Genomic DNA, 21,992 nt, shown 5'->3' on the forward strand with positions numbered 1-21,992 from the left:
GCGAAACGCGGTCGGCCCTACCGACGCCTCAACACAGGAAACGTCCCATGCGCGTCGGTGTCCCCAAGGAAATCAAGAAGAACGAACACCGTATCGGCCTGACGCCGACGGCGGTGCGCGAATACGTCTCTCACGGCCACACCGTCTCGATCGAGACGGGCGCCGGCCTGGGCGCGGGCTTCACCGACGAGGACTACAAGAAGGCCGGGGCCGCCATCGTCGCCGATGCGCAGACGATCTTTGCCAACAACGACATGATCGTGAAGGTCAAGGAACCCCAGAAGGTCGAGTGGGAAATGCTCCGCGAGGACCAGATCCTGTTCACCTATCTGCACCTGGCCCCCGATCCCGAACAGACCAAGGGGCTGATGGCGTCCGGATGCGCCGCCGTGGCTTATGAGACGGTGACCGACGCCAAGGGCGGCCTGCCGCTGCTGGCCCCCATGTCCGAAGTGGCCGGCCGGATCGCCGTCTTCTCGGCCGCCGAGACCCTGCTGAAGCACAACGGCGGCATGGGCCTGCTGTTCTGCGGCGTTCCGGGCGTGGCCCCGGCGCGGGTGCTGGTGCTGGGCGGCGGCGTCGTCGGCCTGAACGCGGCGCGGATGGCCATGGGCTTGGGTGCCGAGGTGGTGGTGCTGGAACGCTCTATCCCGCGCATGGCCTATATCGACGAAGTGACCAATGGCCGGGTCATTACCCGCTACTCCTCCATCGGCGCGGTGGAAGAAGAAATGGTCAAGGCCGACGTCATCATCGGCGCGGTTCTGGTCCCGGGTGCCGAGGCTCCGAAGCTGATCAAGCGCGAACACCTGAAACAGATGAAGCCCGGCAGCGTGCTGGTCGACGTCGCCATCGACCAGGGCGGCTGTTTCGAGACGTCCAGGGCCACGACCCACGAAGACCCGACCTATGTCATCGACAACGTCGTCCACTATTGCGTGGCCAACATGCCCGGTGCCGCCCCGCGCACCTCGTCAGAGGCCCTGAACAACGCCACCCTGCCGTTCGGCCTGGCGCTTGCAAACAAGGGTCTGGACGCGCTGAAGGACAATCCGCACCTGGCGCGCGGCCTGAACGTGCTGAAGGGCGAACTGACCTATCCCGCCGTGGCCGAGGCCTTGGGCATGGGCTGGAGCGATCCGTACGGGGTTTGGGCCAAGGCGTAAGCTCACTGATTTCCCTCCCCCTCGGGGGAGGGTGGTCGCGTCAGCGACCGGGTGGGGAGAGCTAAGGCAACGCATCTAAGGTGCTTGTGTCGCCGAGCCCCTCCCACCCTGTCGTCGCTTCGCGCCGACATCCCTCCCTCGTGGAGGGAGGGAGAAGGTGGGTGCGGCCTGTAAATCGCCGCTCTCTTGAGGCATAAGCCACGCTCAAGCCGAGCGCGACGACCGCGCTCAAGCAGCGTGCGACCGCGTCGCGCGCGTTAGCGCCCAAAAGAATGCCCGATGAAGTTTCTCGACCAGGCCAAGATCTATATCCGCTCCGGCAATGGCGGGGCGGGGGCCGTCTCGTTTCGGCGGGAGAAGTTCATCCCGAACGGCGGGCCGGACGGGGGTGACGGCGGCAATGGCGGCAATGTCTGGATCACGGCGGCCGAGGGGCTGAACACCCTGATCGACTTTCGCTATCAGCAGCATTTCAAGGCCGCGACCGGCACCCACGGCATGGGCCGCCAGATGCACGGGGCCAAGGGCGAGGACGTCATCCTGAAGGTCCCGGTCGGCACCCAGGTGCTGGACGACGACAAGGAGACGGTGCTGCTGGACATGGACGTCGCCGGCAAGACCGAGATGCTGCTGAAGGGCGGCAACGGCGGCTGGGGCAATGTCCGCTTCAAGGGTCCGCAGAACCAGGCCCCGAAGTACGCCAACCCGGGTCAGGAAGGCCAGGAACGCTGGATCTGGCTGCGGCTGAAACTGATCGCCGATGTCGGCCTGGCCGGCCTGCCCAATGCGGGCAAGTCGACCTTTCTGGCGGCGGCCAGCGCGGCCAAGCCCAAGATCGCGGACTATCCCTTCACCACCCTGGTGCCGAACCTGGGCATGGTGGACCTGTCGCCCACCGAGCGGTTCGTCATCGCCGACATTCCCGGCCTGATCGAGGGGGCCAATGAAGGGGCCGGTCTGGGCACGCGGTTCCTGGGCCACGTCGAACGCTCGGCCAGCCTGATCCACCTGATCGACGGAACGCAGGAGGATGTAGCCGAGGCCTACCGCATCATCCGCCACGAACTGGATGCCTATGGCGCGGGCCTGGCCGACAAGACCGAAATCCTGGCTCTGAACAAGATCGACGCCCTGACGCCCGAAGCGCGCGAGGAGAAGTCAGCGGCGCTGGAGGCCGTGGCCGGTCGCCGTCCCATGCTGGTCTCCGGCGTATCGGGCGAGGGGGTCACCGACCTGCTGCGGGCTGCCTGGAACGAGGTGCGCAAGACGCGCGGCGACATCGTCATGGTCGATGACGAGGAAACGGTCGCCGACACCCCCGGCGGCTGGCAGCCCTGATGGATGGGCCCGACCGGTCGGCCCAGGCCGTGGCCGGCGCACGTCGCATCGTCGTCAAGATCGGCTCGTCGCTGCTGGTCGATGGCAACACGGGCGCGGTCGATCACGCCCGGCTGGCGGCACTGACGGCGACGATTTCGGGCTGGCTGGCCGGGGGCAAGCAGGTGCTGGTGGTGTCGTCCGGTGCCGTCGCCCTGGGCGCGCGCCGGCTGGGCACGACGACCTCGGCCCAGGGGCTGGAGCGCAAACAGGCCGCCGCCGCCGTGGGCCAGTCCCTGCTGATGCGGGCCTGGGGCGAGGCCTTCGCGCCGCACGACCGGGTGACCGCCCAGATACTGCTGACGCTGGACGACACCGAGACGCGCCGCCGCTGGCTGAACGCGCGGGCCACGGTGGCAACCCTGCTGGACCTCGGTGTCGTGCCGGTGGTCAACGAGAACGACACCGTCGCCACCGACGAAATCCGCTATGGCGATAACGACCGGCTGGCGGCGCGGGTGGCCCAGATGATCGGGGCGGATCTGCTGATCCTGCTGTCCGATGTCGATGGCCTCTACACCGCCGATCCGCGCCGCGATCCCTCTGCACGCCACATCCTCTTCGTCGAGGCGCTGACGCCCGAGATCGAGGCCATGGCGACCGGGGCCAATGCTGAGGCGGCCGTCGGCACCGGCGGCATGGCGACCAAGCTGATGGCTGCGCGCATCGCCGCCGACGCGGGCTGCGCCACCCTGATTGCGGATGGACGACAGGGACTGGCAGGCGGGGGACGCAGCACCCTGATTGCCGCCTCCACCACCGCAAAGGCGGCATGGAAACAGTGGATCGGCGGCTCGCTGGCCACACGCGGGACGCTGGTCGTGGATGCGGGCTGTGCCCACGCCCTTGCGGCAGGCAAGTCCCTGTTGGCGGTCGGGCTGGTCTCGATCGAGGGCGACTTCGGCAAGGGCGACGCGGTGCAGGTCGTGACCGCCGATGGTCAGCCAGTGGCGCGCGGGCTCATCCGCTACGACGCCGCCGATGCGGCCCGGATCGTGGGCGTGGCCTCGGCGGGGCTGAAGGCGGCGCTGGGCTATGAGGGCGGCCCGGTCGTCATTCATGCGGACGACCTGACCCTGCGCTAGGAGCCGCTTGGTGTGGGTAATGGTTTGATCCGGCGCTAGACTACGCTACGAGCGCCATCTGTTGCTGCCTTCTCACGGCCGTTCCGACAGGCTAATCGACCGCATGGCCTCCGCCGAAACCCCTGCCGACATCTTCAAGCGCTCGCTGGCCCATACGGCGAGGGCTTTGGCCGAGCAGTCGGAGCTGGAAGTGGCGTTTGGGTCGGACGGGCCGCGGCTGTCGAACGGTGTCCTGACCCTGCCGCACCCGCCGCGCGATCCGTCGGCGGGCGACAGCGCCACCCTGCGGGGTCAGGCGGACCGACTGGCGCTGCGACTGGCCAATCACGACGAGGCGCTGAATGCCCGGCTGCGTCCCGTCGATACCCTTGCCGCCGATGTCTTCGAGGCCGTCGAACAGGCCCGGGTCGAGGCCGTGGGTTCGAAGTCGCTGGCCGGCGTCCGCGCCAATCTGAATGCGGCCCTGCTGACCCGGCTAGAGAAAACCGGCGCCCTGCGTGTCAATGAGGCCGAGCGGGTGCCGGTCGCCGAGGCCGTGGCCCTACTGGTTCGCGAGCGCCTGACAGGCCAGCGCGCGCCGGACGGAGCGGGCACCCTGCTCGATCTGGTCCGGTCGGATCTGGAGGCGAAGGCCGGGCGCAAGCTGGACGCCCTGGCCGAGGTGGCCGACGACCAGACCGCCTTTGCCGATCGGCTGAAGGACGTGCTGCGCGCACTCGACATGGACCCCGGCGACGGGCGCGGCGACGACCGCTCGGACAATGACGGCGAGGACGAACCCGATCCGCAGGAGCCCGATCCGTCCGAGGATCAAACCCAGGACGAAGAGGACGAATCCGGGGCTGGCGACCAGTCGATGGAAGGCACGGCCGACGATCAGGAGGCCAGCGACGAGCGCGACAGCCGCCCCGACGGCAGGCCCGCCGATCCCGACGGCGAGGCCTCCGACGACGGTCCGGAGATGAACGAGGGGGCCCTGCCCAACCTTCAGCAAAACCAGGACGACGGTCGCGCCATCGATGCCTATCGGGTCTTCACCACCGCCTTCGACGAGGTGGTGGACGCCGCCGAGCTGTGCGATCCGATGGAGTTGGAGCGGCTGAGGTCCCTGCTGGACCAGCAGCTGACCGCCCTGTCCAGCGTGGTGTCGCGCCTGGCCAACAAGCTGCAGCGCCGTCTGATGGCCCAACAGAACCGCAGCTGGCATTTCGACCTGGAAGAGGGTGTGCTGGACACCGCCCGCCTGACCCGCGTCATCACCGATCCGACCAGCCCGCTGTCGTTCAAGGCCGAGAGCGAAAGCCCGTTCCGCGACACCGTGGTGACCCTGCTGCTGGACAATTCCGGCTCCATGCGCGGGCGACCGATCATGGTGGCGGCGGTCTGTGCCGACATCCTGGCACGCACGCTGGAGCGGTGCGGCGTCAAGGTCGAGATCCTGGGCTTTACCACCCGCGCCTGGAAGGGCGGCCAGGCGCGCGAGGCCTGGATCACGGCGGGCAAGCCGGCCAGTCCGGGGCGACTGAACGACCTGCGCCACATCATCTACAAGGCGGCGGACGCGCCCTGGCGGCGGGCCAAGAAGAACCTCGGCCTGATGATGCGCGAAGGCCTGCTGAAGGAGAACATCGACGGCGAGGCCCTGACCTGGGCGCACGACCGGCTGAAGGCCCGCCCCGAAAGCCGCCAGATTCTGATGGTCATTTCCGACGGCTCGCCGGTCGACGACTCGACCCAGTCGGCCAATGCGGCCCTGTATCTGGACAAGCACCTGCGCCAGGTCATCGAGCGGATCGAGACCCAGTCGCCGGTCGAGCTGATCGCCATCGGCATCGGCCATGACGTGACCCGATGGTACCGCCGCGCCGTCACAATCGTGGATGTCGAGCAGCTGGGCGGCGTCATGGTCGAGAAGCTGGCCGAACTGTTCGAGGCGGATGACCGGGTCGTCCCGGCGCGGCGGCGTAGAGCGGCCTGAGCGAATGACGACCCCGCCCATGCGCGCCTTGTCGCGGCTTGCGCCCGCATTTGCGGCCTTGGCCATCGCGGCCTGCGCCGGAGCCTGGCCGGTCGTGTCCCCGCCGATTCCGCCCGGCTGGACGCCGGCCGCGCCCGGCATCCGCCCCGTCGGTCTGGGCCTGCCTGGCGGCGCGCAACTCGCTGAGGGCGTCCGGTTCGCGGGCGGTGTCGAACTGGTTCTGGAGGCGGGCTCGCCGCTGCACAGCCTGTCGGACCTGAAGCTGACCGGCGAGGATGGCTTCGTCAGTGTCAGCGATGCGGGCGATCTGGTGCGCGGGCATCTGGTGCTGAACCGCAGCGGCCGACTGGTCGGCGTCACTGGCCTGGCCTGGCGGCGGCTGACCCTGGCCGACGGCACCCCCATCGTGGACAAGGCCGACGGTGACGCCGAAGGATTGGCCATCACCGACAGCGGCGATCTGCTGGTCAGTTTCGAGCGCGACCACCGCATCTGGAACTATGGGCCGGCGGCGACGCCCGCGAACCGTCCGAAGTCTGTCAGGCACCCCGACGTCGCCTTCACCCCCAACGACGGCATGGAAGGCCTATCAGCACTTGGCTCAGGCTGGCGCGTGGCGGGTGAATCCGGCGGCGTCTGGGACTGCACGCTCGCCAACTGCGCTGTCGTCACGCCCATGCCCCAGGACGCTTTGGATGACGGGGCCTACCGCATCACTGGCATGGACCGGGATCCGTTCGGCCAAGGCGTCTTCATCGTCCAGCGATCCTATCGCCCGCCACTGGATGCCCGGGCGCAGGTCCGGCGCATGGCGACTGGCGGCACGCTGGGACCGGTGCTGATCGAACTGAAACTGCCCGGCACCACAGACAATTTTGAAGGTATCGCCGCTGTGGCCAGAGAGGGCGGAACGCGCCTCTACATCCTGTCCGACGACAACGAGAATCCGGCCCAGCGGACGTTGTTGCTGGCGTTCGACGTCGAACGTTAAACTAGTTCGAATTGCTACGGCGATGGTTTTCCTGGGCGCGTCGCAAGGCCTCCTGTCCCGCAGCAGCCTCGGCCTGCATTTGCGCACGGCTGCGACAGACCCGTCTGGGGACGCGTCGGCCAGTCGCTATTTCGTTGCGGCAAACCATCTCCTCGGCGGCAGCGGGCACGGGGGTCGGCGCGGCTGGGGCTTCGGTAGCGGGCGGTGTCGCCACTACAGGGGTTTGGACGACCGCTGGCGATGCTGTCTGCGGGACCTGCCAAAGCAGGCTGTGTGCCAAAAAAAGTGAAGCCAGCACCATGGTCGAACCTCCACAAAACGCCAGTCGCCGACTATGCCTTCTCCACCACGCATCGCAAGCTGGCGGGCTAGACGCGCTCGCTGACCTTGATCGCCGCGCGACACCCCGCCTTGATCACCGCGCTCAGCAGCCGATAGGCCGGGGCCTCGCGACTGCCGTGCTCGATGGCGTGGTCGTGGTGGGCCAGTTCCTCGTCGCGGAAGACGGTCAGTTCGGCAGCCAGTTCCGGATCGCTGTCCGACAGCTCGGCGATCTGGTCGGCATAGTGTTTCTCGATCACGTCCTCGACCGCCTCGGTGCAGGCGTGAGCCGCCTTCTCGCCCATCAGGGCCGTGCCTGTGCCCAAGGCGATGGCGGCCAGTCGCCAGATCGGGATCAGCGCCGTCGGCCGCACCCGTTCGGCGTTCAGCAGGGCGTCGAACCGCGCCAGATGCACGGCTTCCTGGGCCTGCATCTCGGCCATGTCGGCGGCGATGGCGGCCTTGCCCTGCCGCCCCTCGAATACGGCTCGCTGGGCGCGATAGATGTGAACCGCGCCATATTCACCCGCATGATCGACCCGCAGGATTTCGGCCCGGCGACGGCGGCTCGCGCCGAGGCCAGGTCGCGGCAAAGGTCCGCGAGGGGCGTCAGCGTCTGGAAACCTAGCTTCTGGGGGCACGGGCATCCTTGGGCCTCTTGGCGGCGAGCAGGCTGAACCCGGCCAAGGCGACCGAGATCATGGCATTCCATCCTGCCATGCTGATGCCGGCGAAGCGCCACGCCACGTCGCCGCAGCTGACGATGGGCTCGACCGTGCCGGTGCCCAGCATGAAGTCCACTGCCGAACTGGCATCGACCGTGCCGCCCATGCAGGTCGCGGGCAGGGTCCACCACTTCATCTCGCCACCCATGTGGAAGATCGCCGTGATCGCGCCGGTCGTGAAAACGAGCGCCAACAGGAAGGCGGCAACGCGGGGCGTTCCCCGACTGCCGCGACTGATCAGATGCCAGCCCGTGGCCAGGGCCGCGACCACGACCGCACCCCAATAGACCTCGCGCTGCTTGAGGCACAGATTGCAGGGGTCCAATCCGCCGAGCCGCTCAAACGCATGCGCCGCGCCCAGCAGGGCCAGCGACGCGGCCAGTGCGAAGGCGGTCCACCACCGCGTCAGGAGACGATAGGTTGCTCTCATCGGACCCCGTTCATAGCGGGGCCTTGGGTCGCCGTCGATGCGTGATCAGCCGCCGAACCGCGCCATCAGCGAGACCGCCCAGCCCGCGCCGACGAAGAAGCCGATGCCGACCACGATCAGCGCCGTCGCCCAGGCCGTCGCCACCGCCGCGCCCGCCGCCACGAACAGCCCGTCGCGCTGTATCAGGCCGACGGAAAGCAAACTGAGCGCGACCGACGGCACCGTATTGGTCATGGGCAGGACGATGGTGAGCGTGGCAAGGATCATGAAGAAGGCCGCCGCCCGCTCGGCCCAGCCTTCGGCGAAAATCTTCAAGCGGGGACGCGACAGGCGCTCCAGCCAGCCCATCCGCTTGGTCGCGAAGTCGGCCATCCGCTCCAGCCAGGCCTTGGTCACGCGGCGCTTCAGGATGCCCTCGGGCAGCCACGGCTCGACGCGCCCCACCAGCATCTGGCCGGCCAGCAGCAGAATCGGAATGCCGACGATCTGCGGTACGCCATACAGCGCCGGGACAAGACAAGGGATGGCCAGGATCAGGATCATCAGGCCAAATGCCCGCTCGTCCAGCCGGTCGCGGATTTCGCGCAGCGTCAGCCCGTCCGGTCCACTGACGGCGGCCAGATCGGCGACCAAGGCGATGAAGCCCTGGTCCGGGTTGTCGGCATGCTGGTCGTTCAGATCGGTCATGAGGCCTGCGTTTCGAACTGCGGGCGCGTGGTTAGCCGGAAATCTGTGGCGAGGCGAGGGCAGGCGGCCCTGACGTAACGGGCCGTGAGTCGCCCCCCTGACATTCTGACGCTATACAGCCTCACTTCCGCCCCTCCCCCAAGGAATACGGACGCCATGCGCTATCTTCACACCATGATCCGGGTCACCGATCTGGACGCCTCGCTGCACTTCTATTGCGACCTGCTGGGTCTGTCGGAGGTCCGGCGGATGGAGAATGAGGAGGGGCGCTATACCCTGGTGTTCCTGGCGGCCCCCAAGGACGCGGACCGGTCGGCGATGGAGCGATCGCCCGAGGTCGAGCTGACGTTCAACTGGGACCCTGAGGAGTACAGCGGCGGGCGCAACTTCGGCCATCTGGCCTATAAGGTCGACGACATCTATGCGGCCTGTGCGCGGCTTCAGGCGGGAGGCGTGACGATCAACCGCCCGCCGCGCGACGGTCGCATGGCCTTTGTGCGTTCGCCGGACGGCATTTCCATCGAACTGCTGCAGGAAGGCGAACCGCTCGCTCCCGCCGAGCCCTGGGTGTCCATGACCAATACCGGGAGCTGGTAGGGCATGACGATGTCGGCCCGTGCCGTATCTGTCCTGGCTCTGGCGGCAGCCGTCGCTGTGTCGGCCTGCGCCTCGACCTCCGAGACCTATCCGTCCCGGACGGCAACGGAGCAACTGCTGGTCGCCCGTGCGGCGGACAGGGCAGTGGACGGCCTGACCCTGCCAATCCCCGTGGGCTCCAAGGTCTTTGTCGACGATCTGTATTTCCGGGCCGAGAGCGCGCCCTATGCCGTCAGCGCGATCCGCGCGGCCCTGTCGGAAGCCGGCTATTTCATCGCCCCATCCAAGACCGAGGCGGATGCCGTGTTCGAGATCCGGGCCGGGACCCTGTCGCTGGAGCAGATGCGTCGCGTCTTCGGCCTGCCGCAGATGCAGGTGCCGATCAACGACAGCTTCAATGTCGTCTCCATCCCCGAACTGTCGGTCTACAGCCGCCGCGACCGGGTCGGCGTGGCCGAGTTCTCGGGTTTTCTGTATGAGCCGAAAAGCGGCGCGCCGCTGGGGGCCGTCGTGCCGATGAAGGGCGAGTTCAACCTGCGCAGCCACAAGCTGTTCATGATCATCGCCTGGGGCCAGCAGCGCCTGTCACCCGGCGACCGCGACCCCGGCGACAGCTGGTTGCAGTTCTAGGCACAGCCGAGTGTGGGTGCGCGGCGCAACGCCGCTATGGCGGAACGATCGGTTGCGCCCTAGCTTGAACGCTTAACGACAACGGAGACGCCGGATGCCGCTGCTGATGTGCCCCAACGACAATAGCGCGATGCAGACGCTGGATCGCAATGGCGTCCAGTTCGACATGTGCCCGTCCTGTCGAGGCGTCTGGCTGGATCGGGGCGAACTGGAGAAGCTGATGGACTCGGCCACGGCTGAGGGTCGCGCCTCGGCTCCGCAGGCCCCGCCACCACAGTCTTATGCGCCGCCGCCGCAGCAACCGCCGTCGCAGCCATGGGGCCACCAAGGTCACCCGCAGGGCTATCGCGAGCAGCGCCGCTATCGCGACGACGACTACCGCTACAAAAAGAAGAAGCGCGACAGCATCTTCGATATCTTCGACTGATCAGGCCGCCAGCCCAGCCGCCTGCATCAGGCTCTTGATCGGTGCCAGGGCCTGCGGCGACCGTGACAGGGTTTCGCGGGTTTCCGGCTGACGCAGCAGTTTGAGCGCCTCGGCCTTGGCCCTGTCGGCGACGGGCCCAAGCGGAGCCGTCTCTCCGGCCGCCATCTTCAGCAGGGCGGTCAGCTTCTGATGCGGGGTCGCCTTGGCGCGGGTCAGCATGGCGATCAGCCGCGCCTCCGTCTCGACCCCGCTGCCAACCAGGCCGATGGCGGTGACGATTTCCTGCTCCTCGCGCTCGGCCAGGCTGCAGGTCAGGACCGTCCGCTGAAGACCCGCCAGGATCGCCAGCGACTGCGCCGGAGAGCGGCCGCCGGCACCCGACCGCATCTCGCTCTCGAAGCGCAGGGAGTTGATGCAGGCCGCCAGCCACCGCGCCGCCGACCGCTTGTTGGCCGTGCCGGTGACATTCTCGCACAGCCGCGTCAGAGATTCCGCCTCGCACAGCACCGTTTCGCAGGGCGCGACGAAGGCGGCGACGAAATCGGCGGTGATGATACTCTTGGACCGTTCCGAGAAGGCGGATTGCACCTCCTCCAGCGTCAGCAGACGACCGGCCGTGGCCGTCAGGATCATGGCCAGGGTGCGCATGATGTCGATTTCGCCGACGGCATCGCCGGGCCGCAGCCGCCGCGGGCTCATCAGCTCGCGCAGGACCATCCGCGCCAGGGTCGAGGCCAGCAGCGGGAACTGACCGTCCTGCAAGCGCTCGCCCAGCCGGGCAGCCGGACCGGTCACGGCCGGGATCTGGAGGCCCAGCTTTTCGTCCTGGGCGATCAGGGCCGCTACTTCGTCAGGGGCCACCATCCGAACGACAGCGGCCAATGACGCGCCCTGATCCAGCGACGGACCCAGCACATCGGCCAGACTGGTGCGCGTCGCCATGATCTCGCACAGGATCTGTTCGATCGGCACCATGACCAGGGCATGGGGCGGCCCGTCCATCGGTGCCCCGGCCGCCAGATCCATCAGCTTGTCGACGCGGGCCCGACCGCCGCGAAGGCCCTTCAGCGCGCCGGCGACGATGCCGCCCATGATGGAGCCACGTTCTGACTTTCCCGACAGCCGATGCGCCAGATCGGCGATGGACCGGTTCTCCAGGCCAGGGAATAGTTCGCGTCGTCCGGCCGCCACGACGCGTTCGAGCGTCCGCTCGGCCAGTTTCTGATAGTGGCGGACCAGGTCGTGGACCGGCTGGCCCACCGCCTGGCTTTCGGGGATGGCGACCTTCTGGATGGCATGCTGGAGTTCCAGCCCGGACGCCTCCAGCCGCTCGGCCAGGTCCGGGCGGTGCAACAGCTCGAACGTCGTCACGCCCTGCCGCTTCAGCCAGTCCTCCAGAACCCGTCCGATCGTCTCCCTGGCCAGCGGCTCGTAAAGATCGGTCGGGGCCAGGCAGCGCGGCCCGGTCTGCTCTTCGGACACCAGCCGCTTGCGCTTGATCTCCGGAGCCCCCTTGGTCATCAGGGTCAGGCTCTGGAACTCCATGGTCTCGGGATCCAGTGTCTCTTTGGTCACCCGCACGGCGGCCGCGCGGTCGTCGCGCAGCAGTTCCTCCGCGGTCTCTATGGCTACGGACCGCTCCTCGGTCGCCATCTGGAGGGCCCAGGGTGCCGGAGCGGTCTTGCGGATATAGACCTCGTAATGGATCGAACCGGCCATCAGATACTCGACGCTGTTTGCGGCGCGAGCCTATCGGCAAAGGCTTTAAGGCGGCGTTTCATTGCGCATCGCGGCGCGCCGGCCCATGTTTGTGCCGCATTCTTGCGGATGTTCCGCATCGAACGGTTACGCTTGTCGCGCGTTCATGCGACCAGTGTATCCATCTGACGACTGCTCAAGGAGACCGCCCTTTGGCCAATATCACCCTGGTCGACGACGACGAGAACATCGTGGCCTCCGTGTCGCTGGCGTTGGAAAGCCACGGCCACAAGGTCACGGCCCATCACGACGGGGCGGCGGGACTGGAGGCACTGGAGACCTCGCCGCCGGACCTGGCCATCCTGGACGTCAAGATGCCCCGTATGGACGGGATGGAGGTTCTGCGTCGCCTCCGCCAGACCAGCCAGATCCCGGTCATCATGCTGACCTCCAAGGACGAGGAGATCGACGAAATCCTGGGCTTCAACCTGGGGGCCGACGACTATATCCATAAACCCTTCAGCCAGCGGCTGCTGATCGAACGGGTCAAGGCCCTGCTGCGGCGGACCGGCGCGGACGGCGGCGAGCCCGAACCCGCAGCGGGTGAAGGCGGCTCGAAGGCGATCAAGCGCGGCAAGCTGTCGATGGACCCGGCCCGCCACGAGAGCACCTGGGACGGCAAGCCCGTCAAGCTGACGGTCACGGAGTTCCTGCTGCTTCAGGCCCTGGCCCAGCGCCCCGGCTTCGTGAAGAGCCGCGACAATCTGATGGACGCCGCCTACGATGATCAGGTCTATGTCGACGACCGCACCATCGACAGCCACGTCAAGCGGATGCGAAAGAAGTTCCGGGTGGTCGATCCCGAGTTCGACGCGATCGAGACCCTGTATGGCGTCGGATACCGCTACCGCGAAAGCTGATTCGTCCGACAAGGACGCATCTCCAGGTCGCCGACGGCTGGGCCGCTTCGGCGGCTCGCGCTTGGGCGGATTCATCCTTGCCCTCAATCTGTTCAGCCTGCTGATCCTGCTGGGCGGAGCCCTGGCGCTGAACGAATGGCAGCGCGGGCTGATCGAGGCGCGTCAGGAATCGCTGACGGCGCAGGCCGAGCTTCTGGCCAATGTCCTGGCCGACGAAGACTATACGGTGGGCGAGCCGACGCCCGCGTTCAACGTCCAGAACGTGCCCGGACTGTTCAGGGACATCTTCATTCCGGAAGGTCAGCGCGCCAGACTGTTCGACATCGACGGACTCATCGTGCTGGACAGCTATGCCGTGACGGAGGCCATTCCCGGCAACACCCTGCCCGACGCCAGACCTGCCGGGACGCCCTCCGTTGAACCGCCCGAGGCCGCCGAACGCACCACCCGCCAGGTCGAGCAGGCACGCCGCCAGCTGGCCGCAGAGGTCGAGGGCGCGCTAGGCGGGCAGAACCAGGCCAGCGTGCGGATCAATGAATCGGGCGATCGTGTCGTCTCGGTCTCCATCCCGGTACGCCACGTGCGTCAGGTTCTGGGCGTGCTGACGCTTGAGGCCGGCGATGTCGAGGCGACGCTGAACGCTCAGCGCCTGGCCCTGATGCCGTTCGCCCTGGTCGCCCTGACGGTCAATATCCTGGGGTCTCTGGTGCTGTATCTTTTCGTGGCGCGGCCGATCATGCGTCTGTCGGCGGCGGCCGACGCGGTGCGACTGCAGCAGGCCCGCGCCATCTCCCTGCCCGACCTGGAAGGCCGCAAGGACGAGATCGGCGACCTGGCCCGCTCGCTGGAGACCATGACCGAGACCCTGTCGGACCGGATGGACGCCATCGAGGCCTTCGCCGCCGACGTCAGCCACGAGATCAAGAACCCCCTGACATCTATCCGTTCTGCGCTGGAAACCCTGCCGCTGGTCAAGACCGATGCCCAACGCGAGAAGCTGACGGGCCTGCTGCAGCAGGATGTTCGACGGCTCGATCGGTTGATCACCGACATTTCCAACGCCTCGCGTCTGGATGCAGAGCTGAATCGCGATCGTCCCCGCGCCGTGGACCTGAACCTGCTTTTGTCCGAAATTACGGGCGTCTATGCCGCCGGGTATAGGCCGGGCGAGGCCAGGGTCGTCTTCACGCCGCCGTCCGATCCGATCCGCATCACGGGCCGCGACGGGCCGCTGGGTCAGGTGTTCCGCAATCTGATCGACAACGCCCGCTCCTTCAGTCCAGCGGGCGGTGAGGTCCGGCTGGTCCTGCGCCGCGATCCGGCGGACCATGACTTGCCCATCCGCGTGATCGTGGATGATGACGGTCCGGGCATCCCGCCCGAAAATCTGGAGACCGTCTTCGAACGGTTCTACACCTCGCGGCCGCGCGGCACGGCGTTCGGGGCCAACTCCGGACTTGGCCTGTCGATCGTGCGTCAGATCGTCGAGGCGCATGGTGGCCAGGTGCAGGCATCCAACCGCACGGCCGCCGACGGCACGGTCGAAGGCGCACGCTTCGAGGTCGTCCTGCCCGCCATTGCCCAGTCGCGACGCGGATGACCGACCAGCCTATTCACGCGACGACCGTGGCCCTATTCCGGCCCGGTCGCGGCTGGATCGGGGTCATGCTGACCGGCCCGTCCGGCGCAGGGAAAAGCGACCTGGCGCTTCGACTGATTGCGAGGGGTTGGCGGCTGGTCGCCGACGACTACACCCATGTGTTCGCCAGCGGCGGGCATCTGTATGGCACAGCTCCGGCGACCATCGCCGGGCGTATCGAGGCGCGAGGCTTGGGCATCCTGCATCAGCCGGCACTCGCCCAGGCCCGTCTGGGACTGGTCGTGAGTCTGACAGCAGATGCCGTCGAACGGCTGCCCGAAGCGGATTTCCAGACCCTTCGCACGATCGATCTGCCGCGCGTGATGCTGCGCGGCTTCGAGGCTTCTGCGGTCGAAAAGGTCACAGTCCTGTCACGACGGCTTTAACCCCGCGCGGACTTGGGCTATTCCGCGCGGCTTGCGGCCCGCCACAGGCGGTCGGAATACGGGGCGTCAGCTTGGTAGACCTGTCATGATCGGGCTGGTGATCGTCACCCACGGGGGACTGGCCTCGGAGTTTCTGTCGGCCATGGAGCATGTCGTTGGCCCGCAGCGTGGCGTCGCCGCCATCTGCATCGGGCCTGAGGACGACATGGAGCGCCGCCGTCGCGATATCGTCGATGCGGCTCGGGCCGTGGACGACGGCGACGGCGTCATCCTGCTGACCGACATGTTCGGCGGAACGCCCTCAAACCTTGCGATCTCCGTCATGGAAGAGACCCATGCCGAGGTCATCGCCGGCCTGAACCTGCCCATGCTGATCAAGCTGGCGGGCGTCCGGGGGCGCGAGCCGCTGGAGGCCTGCGTGGCCCACGCCCAGGACGCCGGCCGCAAATACATCTCCGTCGCCTCCTGGGTTCTGCAGGGCGAGAAATGACCGATACGACGACCCGGGCCTCGGCCACCGCCAACATCTGCAACACCCGCGGGCTGCATGCGCGGGCCAGCGCCAAGTTCGTCAAGACGGCCTCGGCGTTCGAAGCCGACATCCGCGTCACCCGCGACGGCGTCACCGTCAACGCCCTGTCGATCATGGGTCTGCTGATGCTGGGGGCCGGCAACGGCTGCACCATCGACATCGTGGCCGAGGGCGAGGACGCTCAGGACGCTATCGATGCACTGATGGACCTGGTCGCCCGCCGCTTCGACGAAGACCAATAGAAAGCCCCGACAGCGAACCGTCGGGGCCGTTCAGTCCCATACGATTTGTGTCGGTTCAGGGCGTCTCGGTGATTAACAGGGTCGCTGCCGCCGTCGAACCGCCAAACGTGCCGACCCAGACGTCATAGGTTCCGCTCTGCGGACGGTTGAACCGTACCTCGGCGTCCAGATCGCCGTAGCTGTCGTCGTCGCAGTACCAACTGCCGTCCGGACCATTGATGATCAGGGTCGTATCCACAGACGACAGGGTGCGGAACACCAGCGGCAGGCTGTCAGCGCTATAGGTTACCTCATAATCGGGCGCGTCGCTGATCATGCCGATGCAAGCTTGCGGCAAGGGCGTGTCCTCATAGGCATCGATCGATCCACCGGCCGTTATCGACACCCGGTGCGGGTCGGGGGTGAAGCCGCTGCTCAGTCTGACCGACCCGAAGTTGGCGTTCAGACTGGCGTCCTGCGCCAGAGCAAAATGTGGCGTGACGACGATCGTCATGGCCAGAGCGCATGCGCCCAGAATCTTGTTCATTGTAATCCCCTCAAACCCCGATAGACGAGCCCCCAGAGCCGTCATCAACCCGACAAGCGTTGCCGTCAAGTCTGCATAGCAGTGTGATGGAGACTAACGCCTGGTGGAGCCGAGGGGATCGCATTGGGGTCGGATTCGTCGGTCATGAGGATGCTCTGCGACTCGTAGGGTCGAGGCGGCAGCAGAGTCCGATGTCAGGCAGGGGTCAACGTCTTCCACAGCCCTCTATGACCGTCTCTGGCGTCAGGAGGCAACGCTCTCCAGACGGTCTTCCTCGACCGCGAGCATGGAGCGTTTGATGCGCTGGACCGAGGCCGTGGAGGTGCCGGTCGCTTTGGCTACCGCGCGGATGCTCTGACCGTCCTTCAGGGCCTTCTCGACCCTCTCCACACGGTCGGGCGACAAGCTGGGCCGACCGAACTGGACGCCTTTGGCACGAGCACGCGCCAATCCCGCCCGGACCCTGCCCCTGACGAGTTCACGCTCAAACTCGGAGAAGACGGCCAGCATCTGGAAGAGCATGCGCCCGGAGGGCGTGCTGGTATCGACCGACTGCTGATGGAGGTAGAGGTCGCAGCCCCGAGCTTGGATGTCGCCGAGGAAAGCCACCAGATCGGTCAGGGAGCGTCCCAGACGGTCAACGGCGTATGCGGCCACGATGTCCACCTCTCGGCGATGGACGGCCTTCAGGAGGGCGTCGTAGCCCGGTCGCTGATCCCTGCCCTTGGCGCCGCTGATCGCCTGATCTTCGAACACTCGGACGATGGTCCAGCCGGATCGCTGGGCAACCTCGGTCAGGATTCGAACTTGGTTCTCGACCGTCTGCTGATCGGTCGAACATCTGACGTAGAGACCGGCTCGCTTCATCGACCAGAAGGTCTCATGGATCGGCGGGCCGTCAACCGAATGCTCATGGCGGATTGGCTACGAGGGGGAATGGCTGAAGCGGATCACCCCGAACTCGTCTTCTCGGACCTGATGGCCGCCGTAGGAGAAGTCCTGCTGCGTTGGGGCTATCTCGAACTGGAGATGCTGAAGAAGCTGGAGGCGAACGGGGAAGGCTCCATGCCGCGTGCGGCTCCGCTTCAGCGGTGGCGCGTCGCCGGTATGCGATCCTCGTCGGACGTTTCTGCTTGGACCGAGGAGATCGAGCGTGCGGCCCAGATCAGGAACCTGCTGGCTCACGGACTGATTGGCGGTCATGCCCAACCCGAGGCCGGTGCCCCTCACGTCGTCTGTCGGGACTTGGACGGGGCACGCCACGAGATCAAACACGCGGACCTTATCGCCACGGCGCAGCACCTCGATGTCCTCCGGCTACGTCTATGCCGCGAACCCGACGATCTGCTCCGGGCGCCTCCGGTGACCTGATCCCGCTCCGATGTGGTTTTCAGAGGTGTCTTTCAGCACGGCTGACACGGGTTCTGGGAGGCCCGGATTTGCTGCGGATTTGCTGGGGTCTGGAGGGTGCATTTCGGAGGGGTTTTTGTCACGGTGCCATTGGCGCCAATAGCGTCGATAGCTCGCCCCGGAATCCGTCGCCTGCGTGCTTGACTGGCCTGCGGCCCGCGCTCCTGAATCCTTGGCTCTCGACCGAGATGAACTTTCTTCAGGTCAGCAGGTCGATGAACGACCCGACGTCAGTCGGGTCGAGCACGGCCATGCTGAACGTCGGGGCCGGAGCGGAACGCGAAGGGCGCGGCCGATCAGTCTGATCATGTGACCTATCGCCGGGACGGCCAACCGCCGATAGGGGCGGTCGTCCGCTCCTGACGATGATGGCCATGGATCGCGTCAGCCGCCGTGAACGGTCGGCCTCCTCGATCCACGCCAGTCATTCGTCCGTCGTGGCAGATCAATCAAGCTCACCTTCGTCGGAGAGCCAAGGCCCGGAAATGTCGCCCATGTCTTCTAAGAGAACACGCAGGCGACATTTTCTTCAGACCTTCCCCGCCACAGCTTCACCGACGATCCAGCCACACTGCGCGAAACCCTATCGACGCTATTGGCGCCAATGACAGACGGAGTGACGGGACGTGGCTATGACGAAGGAAGACTGGGTTAAACAACTTCGTCGGGCGGCAGCAGACTTTGAGTCGGAATACCAGACGGCAACGTCGAATGGCCACTGGCACTCCGCTTATCCAGCGCGATTGGCCGACCTGGCGGCAGATCAACGCCGCTCTCGGGATCTACGGCGTCACCGGACACTTGGCTTGTCAGAAGTTCATCGAAGGCGTCAGGTCCGAGACTGACCGTCTCTACGCAAAGATCGACGCTGCCGATGCGAAGGGTCTGGACGCTCTCAACCTGAACCCATGGGGCTAGCCCTCCACGGCGCTCACCGGAAACCAGCTGGTAGCGCAGATGCCCAGGATGATCAGGGCCACGAAGACAATGGCGACCCGGGACAGGACTGCATTCAGCCACTGACGCTTCGTCATAGGCGGCGGGAGCGGGTCTGGCAGGTCTGACCAGGGCATCGCAGCCTCCAGATAGAAGAGCGGCCCGGCGCGCATCTATGGGGGAGTCACCGGGCCGCCTGACTGTCTCGCGTAAGACGGTCGCCATAAGAGAAGCCGCGAACGGCGTTCGCGTCAAGGCTCAGCTTGAGGGGACCGGGCCTCCCGGCAAGCCTTGAGAAGATCCTGCCGTAATGAGCGAAACCCGAGTGTAGCAATCTCGGCGTGGGTGTAGCCTTCGCGCTTGATCGCTTGGTCGATCTCTTTGCCGGTCGAGAACTTTCCCGATCGCGCTAGCTCGAATGCTCTTTCGATCACCGAAGATCGCATCCGCTCCCCTCCTGAACTGCCTAACGCGTTGTCGGCGGCCGCCATAGTCGAAGCTTCGCCGCTTGACTGCCAAAACTCAACATTGGAGAGAGACCATGGCCGAACCGGCATGGCTGAAACTCGCGCGCGCCCAAATAGGCGTTCGCGAGATCGTAGGAACAAAGCACAGCCCCGTCATAATGCGCTGGATCCAGGAGCTTGGAGCGAAAGCCCTGGGCATGAAGATCAACGACGACGAAACGCCATGGTGCGGGACGTTCATGGCATGGCTGATGAAGCAGTCCGGCCTGACCATGCCGTTGATCCCGGTACGCGCGGCCTCATGGGGGCGGGCGGGGAAATACGGTCGAGAACTGCTGGGCCCCCGCCTTGGCTGCATCATGGTCTTCACCCGGCATGGCGGCGGACATGTCGGCCTCTACATCGGCGAGGACGAGGGCGACCCGAGGGGCAGGACGGCCGCCGCTCGCGCACCGTCATTTCACATCCTGGGCGGCAACCAGTCCAACAGCGTGAGCATCATGCGCATCGCCAAGGAGCGCCTCGCGCCTGGGGGCATGCGCTGGCCGCATGGACCAGCCCTACCGCCTGCCCAGATCGTGCGCCTGAGGCCGTCAGGCGCACCTGCATCCACGAATGAAGCCTAAGGAGGGCGCTATGCTGACCACGAAAGGATGGGTCGCGCTCGGCATTGCCGGCGCGATCCTGGGCCAGACCGGGGGCCTGATCGTCCAAGGCGGGCAGCTTCGAAAGGAGCAAGCCGAAGTCCGCAGGCTAGAGACTGACCTCGCCGCCGCTCGCAAGCGGGCGACGGATGCTGAAGCCGCGACCCGGCGAGCGGAGAGCGTCGGTGCGGTCCAGGCCCAAGAGTCGGCCATCGTCTGCCAAGGCGAAGGGGCCGAACTGTTCGCGCGAGGCCGTCAGGTCGGTGTCGCAATCGGGAGGTCGCAATGTCCCGTGTCCTGATCCTATGTGCGGCCTTGGCCGTGGGAGCATGTCAGACGGTGCCGGGCTATGTCCCGCCCCCTCCGGTGGTCGATGCCTGCCCGCCGTCCGCCACGGCGGCGCTGGAGCCTCGCCCGCCGCAAGTCCCGATCACCGAGGCCGAACAGGGCGCCTTGGACCTATCAGGCATCCAGACCCTTGGTGTCGATCGGTTTGCGGATCACTCCCTGTCTGAAGCCCAGCAGGACGCTCGCACCGTGCGGCTGGAAAGTCGCATCGAACAAACCCGAACGTGGTGCGTCAGTCGCCAACCACGGCCCGGCTAGGGCTGGACCTGTGAAATAGCCATACCCAGCGCCCCATTGAGGCGTCGAGCCCCGCTCGCTCCTTTTGGAGCGGGCGGGGCTTTTCTGCGTCAGGTCAGTCCCTCATTCTCCGCGCATCGCGCGCAATAGAACCGCCCGTTTAACTCAACCCACGTCTGGGACCGCGCCTGGTCAGCCTCGCGGCCGCAGTCAGTGCAATCGGCGCTTGGTTTCTCTCTGGCCAGTTGTTCACCCGATATCCGTCTCATCGTCATCCTCCTGCTTCATCGCCTGCTGTTGTTCCCATGTCGGATGTGCATCTGGAACCTGTCGGAAGGGCATTTCGAGTTCCCGCCTGTCGGCCGCCTCGCCTGATGCTTTCAACTCTTCAAGCCAGTTGGATGTGTCATCATCCTTGTAGCCATTGTCCTTGCTCCACTGACGCATCCAGCGGACGCGGCGCAGGTAAGCTGCTGCATTCAGATAAGCGCCGTCAGGCAAAGGCGTGTATCGCCCGGCATGCACGGCGAGCGCTACACCGAACGCAGTGATCAAATCCTCGGTATCCACCCAGGTGTGTGACGATCCGATGTGGCGAAGGCGCTCGGCCATCGGATCGTCAGACCCGTCTGTCAGGTGACCCAGAGCATCGGCCTCCACATCGTAGTCATGATCGACGATGGTCTCCAAGCCATGCGAGGTGACGCACCACTGGCTCCCGACCCAATAAACCGTCCGCTCTTCTCGGCGCTCCTGATAGTCGTCCTCGTACTCGTCGGTCATCGTTCGGCTCCGGCGTTGGCGCTGATCCACTGCCGGGCGGCGAGGGCCAGCAGACCGGAACGGGTCAGACCGCGAGCTTCGGCGGCGGCGTCGACCTTGCGCAACAGACGCGGGTTCATGGTGACGTTCGCCCGCACAGCCACCTCCTTGGTCTCGGTTGCAGCCTCGACCGGGAACATCACGATCTTCACCACGTCGGAGCCAGGATAGTCGTCAGGATCGAAGGCCGTGACGGGGCTGGGGTCGGGGATGGGCAGGCCGTCCTCACGCATCACCTCCAGATGAAGCTCCAGCGCCTCCTGGCCGCCGGTCACGGTTTCCTCAAAGCTCTCGCCGGCGGAAACGCAGCCGGGCAGATCGGGGAAGTAAACGCCGAACGAGCCGTTCATGCCCCGCTCGATCACTCCCATGTAAAAAACTCTGGCCATCGTCCTGTCCTTTCGTCTCCGGGCCTCACCCCGGCATCGTCTGCCTCACCGGAAGGTGAGGCCGCTTCGTTTCTCCAGAGATCGGAGCGTCCCGAGGGGGAGGTCCTTCTTCGGATGCGGGACCGTCACCACGTTCGGGTTGCCCGCTTTACGGAAGGAGACGTGCGAGCCCTTCTGGCTCCGGCGTTCCCATCCGTTGGCTTCCAGAAACTTGATCACGTCCGCGCTCTTCATATGCGCATTAATACGCATCCGCGCCAGAGGGTCAACAACATAATGCGCACGGATGCGCATTGCCGACATAATCTGGCAAAGGGTGGGGACCGAGAAAAAATCTTGTTTAGGGTATCTTTTAGGGTAACAGCACCGCCTGAGGGCCACC

28 protein-coding genes are annotated in these 21,992 nt (G+C 66.2%); 18 read left to right on the forward strand and 10 right to left on the reverse strand.

Annotation, left to right across the window (positions count from 1 at the left end; all coding sequences use genetic code 11):
- Nucleotides 1-47: 47 nt before the first annotated feature.
- The 5 genes from ald (at nt 48) to ACE3TH_RS13085 (ending at nt 6,597) form a co-directional block, all read left to right on the forward strand.
- Nucleotides 48-1,166, forward strand: coding sequence for an alanine dehydrogenase (ald, locus tag ACE3TH_RS13065; protein WP_374600304.1), 1,119 nt, complete (start codon nt 48-50; stop codon nt 1,164-1,166).
- Nucleotides 1,167-1,445: 279 nt separating this feature from the next.
- Entirely contained in the window at nt 1,446-2,504 is a 1,059-nt protein-coding gene (gene obgE, locus ACE3TH_RS13070) for a GTPase ObgE (RefSeq protein ID WP_374600306.1), read from the forward strand.
- Nucleotides 2,504-3,628: a glutamate 5-kinase gene (gene proB, locus ACE3TH_RS13075; RefSeq protein WP_374600308.1), complete on the forward strand. Its 1,125-nt coding sequence runs from the start codon at nt 2,504-2,506 to the stop codon at nt 3,626-3,628. The genes obgE and proB overlap by 1 nt, the downstream gene beginning before the upstream one ends.
- 103 nt (nt 3,629-3,731) lie before the next feature.
- On the forward strand, nt 3,732-5,606 hold the full coding sequence (gene cobT / locus ACE3TH_RS13080) for a cobaltochelatase subunit CobT (RefSeq protein ID WP_374600310.1): 1,875 nt from the start codon (nt 3,732-3,734) through the stop codon (nt 5,604-5,606).
- 4 nt (nt 5,607-5,610) lie between these two features.
- Nucleotides 5,611-6,597, forward strand: a complete 987-nt coding sequence (locus ACE3TH_RS13085; protein WP_374600312.1) for an esterase-like activity of phytase family protein — start codon at nt 5,611-5,613, stop codon at nt 6,595-6,597.
- Nucleotides 6,598-6,965: 368 nt separating this feature from the next.
- On the opposite strand, the gene ACE3TH_RS13090 is transcribed toward ACE3TH_RS13085, so the two are convergent.
- The 3 genes from ACE3TH_RS13090 to ACE3TH_RS13100 are packed head-to-tail and all read right to left on the reverse strand — an operon-like array spanning nt 6,966 to nt 8,760.
- A complete protein-coding gene (locus ACE3TH_RS13090; protein WP_374600314.1) occupies nt 6,966-7,565 on the reverse strand; it encodes a demethoxyubiquinone hydroxylase family protein in 600 nt (199 codons plus the stop codon).
- The gene (locus ACE3TH_RS13095; RefSeq protein WP_374600316.1) at nt 7,543-8,073 is read right to left on the reverse strand and encodes a disulfide bond formation protein B; all 531 of its coding nucleotides are present in this window, start codon (nt 8,071-8,073) and stop codon (nt 7,543-7,545) included. The genes ACE3TH_RS13090 and ACE3TH_RS13095 overlap by 23 nt, the downstream gene beginning before the upstream one ends.
- A gap of 45 nt (nt 8,074-8,118) precedes the next feature.
- On the reverse strand, nt 8,119-8,760 hold the full coding sequence (locus ACE3TH_RS13100) for an exopolysaccharide biosynthesis protein (protein WP_374600318.1): 642 nt from the start codon (nt 8,758-8,760) through the stop codon (nt 8,119-8,121).
- Between the two features lie 156 nt (nt 8,761-8,916).
- Between ACE3TH_RS13100 and gloA the strand changes: the two genes are divergently transcribed.
- From gloA to ACE3TH_RS13115, 3 genes are all read left to right on the forward strand, one after another.
- A complete protein-coding gene (gloA, locus tag ACE3TH_RS13105; RefSeq protein WP_374600320.1) occupies nt 8,917-9,357 on the forward strand; it encodes a lactoylglutathione lyase in 441 nt (146 codons plus the stop codon).
- 3 nt (nt 9,358-9,360) lie between these two features.
- Entirely contained in the window at nt 9,361-9,987 is a 627-nt protein-coding gene (locus tag ACE3TH_RS13110) for a DUF6655 family protein (protein WP_374600322.1), read from the forward strand.
- A 94-nt stretch (nt 9,988-10,081) separates the two neighbouring features.
- Nucleotides 10,082-10,414 carry a zf-TFIIB domain-containing protein gene (locus ACE3TH_RS13115; protein WP_374600324.1) on the forward strand — a complete coding sequence of 111 codons (333 nt, stop codon included), beginning with the start codon at nt 10,082-10,084 and terminating at the stop codon, nt 10,412-10,414.
- On the opposite strand, the gene ACE3TH_RS13120 is transcribed toward ACE3TH_RS13115, so the two are convergent.
- Nucleotides 10,415-12,133 (reverse strand): hypothetical protein, encoded by a 1,719-nt coding sequence (locus tag ACE3TH_RS13120; RefSeq protein WP_374600326.1) that lies wholly within the window; start codon nt 12,131-12,133, stop codon nt 10,415-10,417.
- A gap of 191 nt (nt 12,134-12,324) precedes the next feature.
- Here ACE3TH_RS13120 and ACE3TH_RS13125 point away from each other — a divergent pair, with 191 nt between their 5' ends.
- From ACE3TH_RS13125 to ACE3TH_RS13145, 5 genes are all read left to right on the forward strand, one after another.
- On the forward strand, nt 12,325-13,032 hold the full coding sequence (locus ACE3TH_RS13125) for a response regulator transcription factor (protein WP_292173636.1): 708 nt from the start codon (nt 12,325-12,327) through the stop codon (nt 13,030-13,032).
- On the forward strand, nt 13,001-14,632 hold the full coding sequence (locus tag ACE3TH_RS13130; RefSeq protein WP_374600328.1) for an ATP-binding protein: 1,632 nt from the start codon (nt 13,001-13,003) through the stop codon (nt 14,630-14,632). Before ACE3TH_RS13125 ends, ACE3TH_RS13130 begins: the two co-directional genes overlap by 32 nt.
- On the forward strand, nt 14,629-15,057 hold the full coding sequence (locus ACE3TH_RS13135; RefSeq protein ID WP_374600330.1) for an HPr kinase/phosphorylase: 429 nt from the start codon (nt 14,629-14,631) through the stop codon (nt 15,055-15,057). Before ACE3TH_RS13130 ends, ACE3TH_RS13135 begins: the two co-directional genes overlap by 4 nt.
- A gap of 85 nt (nt 15,058-15,142) precedes the next feature.
- A complete protein-coding gene (locus ACE3TH_RS13140; RefSeq protein WP_292173642.1) occupies nt 15,143-15,547 on the forward strand; it encodes a PTS sugar transporter subunit IIA in 405 nt (134 codons plus the stop codon).
- Nucleotides 15,544-15,831: an HPr family phosphocarrier protein gene (locus tag ACE3TH_RS13145; protein ID WP_374600332.1), complete on the forward strand. Its 288-nt coding sequence runs from the start codon at nt 15,544-15,546 to the stop codon at nt 15,829-15,831. The genes ACE3TH_RS13140 and ACE3TH_RS13145 overlap by 4 nt, the downstream gene beginning before the upstream one ends.
- Before the next feature lie 55 nt (nt 15,832-15,886).
- Here ACE3TH_RS13145 and ACE3TH_RS13150 read toward each other — a convergent pair whose 3' ends face one another.
- On the reverse strand, nt 15,887-16,357 hold the full coding sequence (locus tag ACE3TH_RS13150) for a peptidase S1 (protein WP_374600334.1): 471 nt from the start codon (nt 16,355-16,357) through the stop codon (nt 15,887-15,889).
- Between the two features lie 243 nt (nt 16,358-16,600).
- The gene (locus ACE3TH_RS13155; RefSeq protein WP_374600336.1) at nt 16,601-17,224 is read right to left on the reverse strand and encodes a recombinase family protein; all 624 of its coding nucleotides are present in this window, start codon (nt 17,222-17,224) and stop codon (nt 16,601-16,603) included.
- A 69-nt stretch (nt 17,225-17,293) separates the two neighbouring features.
- Between ACE3TH_RS13155 and ACE3TH_RS13160 the strand changes: the two genes are divergently transcribed.
- A complete protein-coding gene (locus tag ACE3TH_RS13160) occupies nt 17,294-17,728 on the forward strand; it encodes a hypothetical protein (RefSeq protein WP_374600338.1) in 435 nt (144 codons plus the stop codon).
- A 750-nt stretch (nt 17,729-18,478) separates the two neighbouring features.
- Nucleotides 18,479-18,685, forward strand: a complete 207-nt coding sequence (locus ACE3TH_RS13165) for a hypothetical protein (protein WP_374600340.1) — start codon at nt 18,479-18,481, stop codon at nt 18,683-18,685.
- On the opposite strand, the gene ACE3TH_RS13170 is transcribed toward ACE3TH_RS13165, so the two are convergent.
- Entirely contained in the window at nt 18,682-18,840 is a 159-nt protein-coding gene (locus tag ACE3TH_RS13170; RefSeq protein WP_374600342.1) for a hypothetical protein, read from the reverse strand. The two genes, ACE3TH_RS13165 and ACE3TH_RS13170, sit on opposite strands and share 4 nt — an antisense overlap.
- 404 nt (nt 18,841-19,244) lie before the next feature.
- Here ACE3TH_RS13170 and ACE3TH_RS13175 point away from each other — a divergent pair, with 404 nt between their 5' ends.
- From ACE3TH_RS13175 to ACE3TH_RS13185, 3 genes are read left to right on the forward strand one after another with little or no spacing between them, the layout of a single operon-like run.
- Nucleotides 19,245-19,796 (forward strand): TIGR02594 family protein, encoded by a 552-nt coding sequence (locus ACE3TH_RS13175; protein ID WP_374600344.1) that lies wholly within the window; start codon nt 19,245-19,247, stop codon nt 19,794-19,796.
- Nucleotides 19,797-19,806: 10 nt separating this feature from the next.
- A complete protein-coding gene (locus ACE3TH_RS13180) occupies nt 19,807-20,115 on the forward strand; it encodes a hypothetical protein (protein ID WP_374600346.1) in 309 nt (102 codons plus the stop codon).
- Nucleotides 20,100-20,420 carry a hypothetical protein gene (locus ACE3TH_RS13185; RefSeq protein ID WP_374600347.1) on the forward strand — a complete coding sequence of 107 codons (321 nt, stop codon included), beginning with the start codon at nt 20,100-20,102 and terminating at the stop codon, nt 20,418-20,420. Before ACE3TH_RS13180 ends, ACE3TH_RS13185 begins: the two co-directional genes overlap by 16 nt.
- Before the next feature lie 228 nt (nt 20,421-20,648).
- Here the strand turns inward: ACE3TH_RS13185 and ACE3TH_RS13190 are convergent, their stop codons facing one another.
- From ACE3TH_RS13190 to ACE3TH_RS13200, 3 genes are read right to left on the reverse strand one after another with little or no spacing between them, the layout of a single operon-like run.
- A complete protein-coding gene (locus ACE3TH_RS13190; protein WP_374600349.1) occupies nt 20,649-21,182 on the reverse strand; it encodes a hypothetical protein in 534 nt (177 codons plus the stop codon).
- Nucleotides 21,179-21,610, reverse strand: a complete 432-nt coding sequence (locus tag ACE3TH_RS13195; RefSeq protein WP_374600351.1) for a type II toxin-antitoxin system HicB family antitoxin — start codon at nt 21,608-21,610, stop codon at nt 21,179-21,181. Before ACE3TH_RS13195 ends, ACE3TH_RS13190 begins: the two co-directional genes overlap by 4 nt.
- A gap of 45 nt (nt 21,611-21,655) precedes the next feature.
- Nucleotides 21,656-21,904 carry a type II toxin-antitoxin system HicA family toxin gene (locus ACE3TH_RS13200; RefSeq protein WP_374600353.1) on the reverse strand — a complete coding sequence of 83 codons (249 nt, stop codon included), beginning with the start codon at nt 21,902-21,904 and terminating at the stop codon, nt 21,656-21,658.
- Nucleotides 21,905-21,992 lie beyond the last annotated feature (88 nt).

It is taken from the genome of Brevundimonas sp., assembly GCF_041919755.1.
GTDB lineage: Bacteria > Pseudomonadota > Alphaproteobacteria > Caulobacterales > Caulobacteraceae > Brevundimonas.

Excerpts from the sequence above, each read along its gene's own strand:
- ald (WP_374600304.1), top strand. The coding sequence starts at position 48 with ATGCGCGTCGGTGTCCCCAAGGAAATCAAGAAGAACGAACACCGTATC.
- obgE (WP_374600306.1), top strand. The coding sequence starts at position 1,446 with ATGAAGTTTCTCGACCAGGCCAAGATCTATATCCGCTCCGGCAATGGC.
- proB (WP_374600308.1), top strand. The coding sequence starts at position 2,504 with ATGGATGGGCCCGACCGGTCGGCCCAGGCCGTGGCCGGCGCACGTCGC.
- cobT (WP_374600310.1), top strand. The coding sequence starts at position 3,732 with ATGGCCTCCGCCGAAACCCCTGCCGACATCTTCAAGCGCTCGCTGGCC.
- ACE3TH_RS13085 (WP_374600312.1), top strand. The coding sequence starts at position 5,611 with ATGACGACCCCGCCCATGCGCGCCTTGTCGCGGCTTGCGCCCGCATTT.
- ACE3TH_RS13090 (WP_374600314.1), bottom strand. The coding sequence starts at position 7,565 with ATGCCCGTGCCCCCAGAAGCTAGGTTTCCAGACGCTGACGCCCCTCGC.
- ACE3TH_RS13095 (WP_374600316.1), bottom strand. The coding sequence starts at position 8,073 with ATGAGAGCAACCTATCGTCTCCTGACGCGGTGGTGGACCGCCTTCGCA.
- ACE3TH_RS13100 (WP_374600318.1), bottom strand. The coding sequence starts at position 8,760 with ATGACCGATCTGAACGACCAGCATGCCGACAACCCGGACCAGGGCTTC.
- gloA (WP_374600320.1), top strand. The coding sequence starts at position 8,917 with ATGCGCTATCTTCACACCATGATCCGGGTCACCGATCTGGACGCCTCG.
- ACE3TH_RS13110 (WP_374600322.1), top strand. The coding sequence starts at position 9,361 with ATGACGATGTCGGCCCGTGCCGTATCTGTCCTGGCTCTGGCGGCAGCC.
- ACE3TH_RS13115 (WP_374600324.1), top strand. The coding sequence starts at position 10,082 with ATGCCGCTGCTGATGTGCCCCAACGACAATAGCGCGATGCAGACGCTG.
- ACE3TH_RS13120 (WP_374600326.1), bottom strand. The coding sequence starts at position 12,133 with ATGGCCGGTTCGATCCATTACGAGGTCTATATCCGCAAGACCGCTCCG.
- ACE3TH_RS13130 (WP_374600328.1), top strand. The coding sequence starts at position 13,001 with ATGGCGTCGGATACCGCTACCGCGAAAGCTGATTCGTCCGACAAGGAC.
- ACE3TH_RS13135 (WP_374600330.1), top strand. The coding sequence starts at position 14,629 with ATGACCGACCAGCCTATTCACGCGACGACCGTGGCCCTATTCCGGCCC.
- ACE3TH_RS13140 (WP_292173642.1), top strand. The coding sequence starts at position 15,143 with ATGATCGGGCTGGTGATCGTCACCCACGGGGGACTGGCCTCGGAGTTT.
- ACE3TH_RS13145 (WP_374600332.1), top strand. The coding sequence starts at position 15,544 with ATGACCGATACGACGACCCGGGCCTCGGCCACCGCCAACATCTGCAAC.
- ACE3TH_RS13150 (WP_374600334.1), bottom strand. The coding sequence starts at position 16,357 with ATGAACAAGATTCTGGGCGCATGCGCTCTGGCCATGACGATCGTCGTC.
- ACE3TH_RS13155 (WP_374600336.1), bottom strand. The coding sequence starts at position 17,224 with ATGAAGCGAGCCGGTCTCTACGTCAGATGTTCGACCGATCAGCAGACG.
- ACE3TH_RS13160 (WP_374600338.1), top strand. The coding sequence starts at position 17,294 with ATGGCTGAAGCGGATCACCCCGAACTCGTCTTCTCGGACCTGATGGCC.
- ACE3TH_RS13165 (WP_374600340.1), top strand. The coding sequence starts at position 18,479 with ATGGCCACTGGCACTCCGCTTATCCAGCGCGATTGGCCGACCTGGCGG.
- ACE3TH_RS13170 (WP_374600342.1), bottom strand. The coding sequence starts at position 18,840 with ATGCCCTGGTCAGACCTGCCAGACCCGCTCCCGCCGCCTATGACGAAG.
- ACE3TH_RS13175 (WP_374600344.1), top strand. The coding sequence starts at position 19,245 with ATGGCCGAACCGGCATGGCTGAAACTCGCGCGCGCCCAAATAGGCGTT.
- ACE3TH_RS13180 (WP_374600346.1), top strand. The coding sequence starts at position 19,807 with ATGCTGACCACGAAAGGATGGGTCGCGCTCGGCATTGCCGGCGCGATC.
- ACE3TH_RS13185 (WP_374600347.1), top strand. The coding sequence starts at position 20,100 with ATGTCCCGTGTCCTGATCCTATGTGCGGCCTTGGCCGTGGGAGCATGT.
- ACE3TH_RS13190 (WP_374600349.1), bottom strand. The coding sequence starts at position 21,182 with ATGACCGACGAGTACGAGGACGACTATCAGGAGCGCCGAGAAGAGCGG.
- ACE3TH_RS13195 (WP_374600351.1), bottom strand. The coding sequence starts at position 21,610 with ATGGCCAGAGTTTTTTACATGGGAGTGATCGAGCGGGGCATGAACGGC.
- ACE3TH_RS13200 (WP_374600353.1), bottom strand. The coding sequence starts at position 21,904 with ATGCGCATCCGTGCGCATTATGTTGTTGACCCTCTGGCGCGGATGCGT.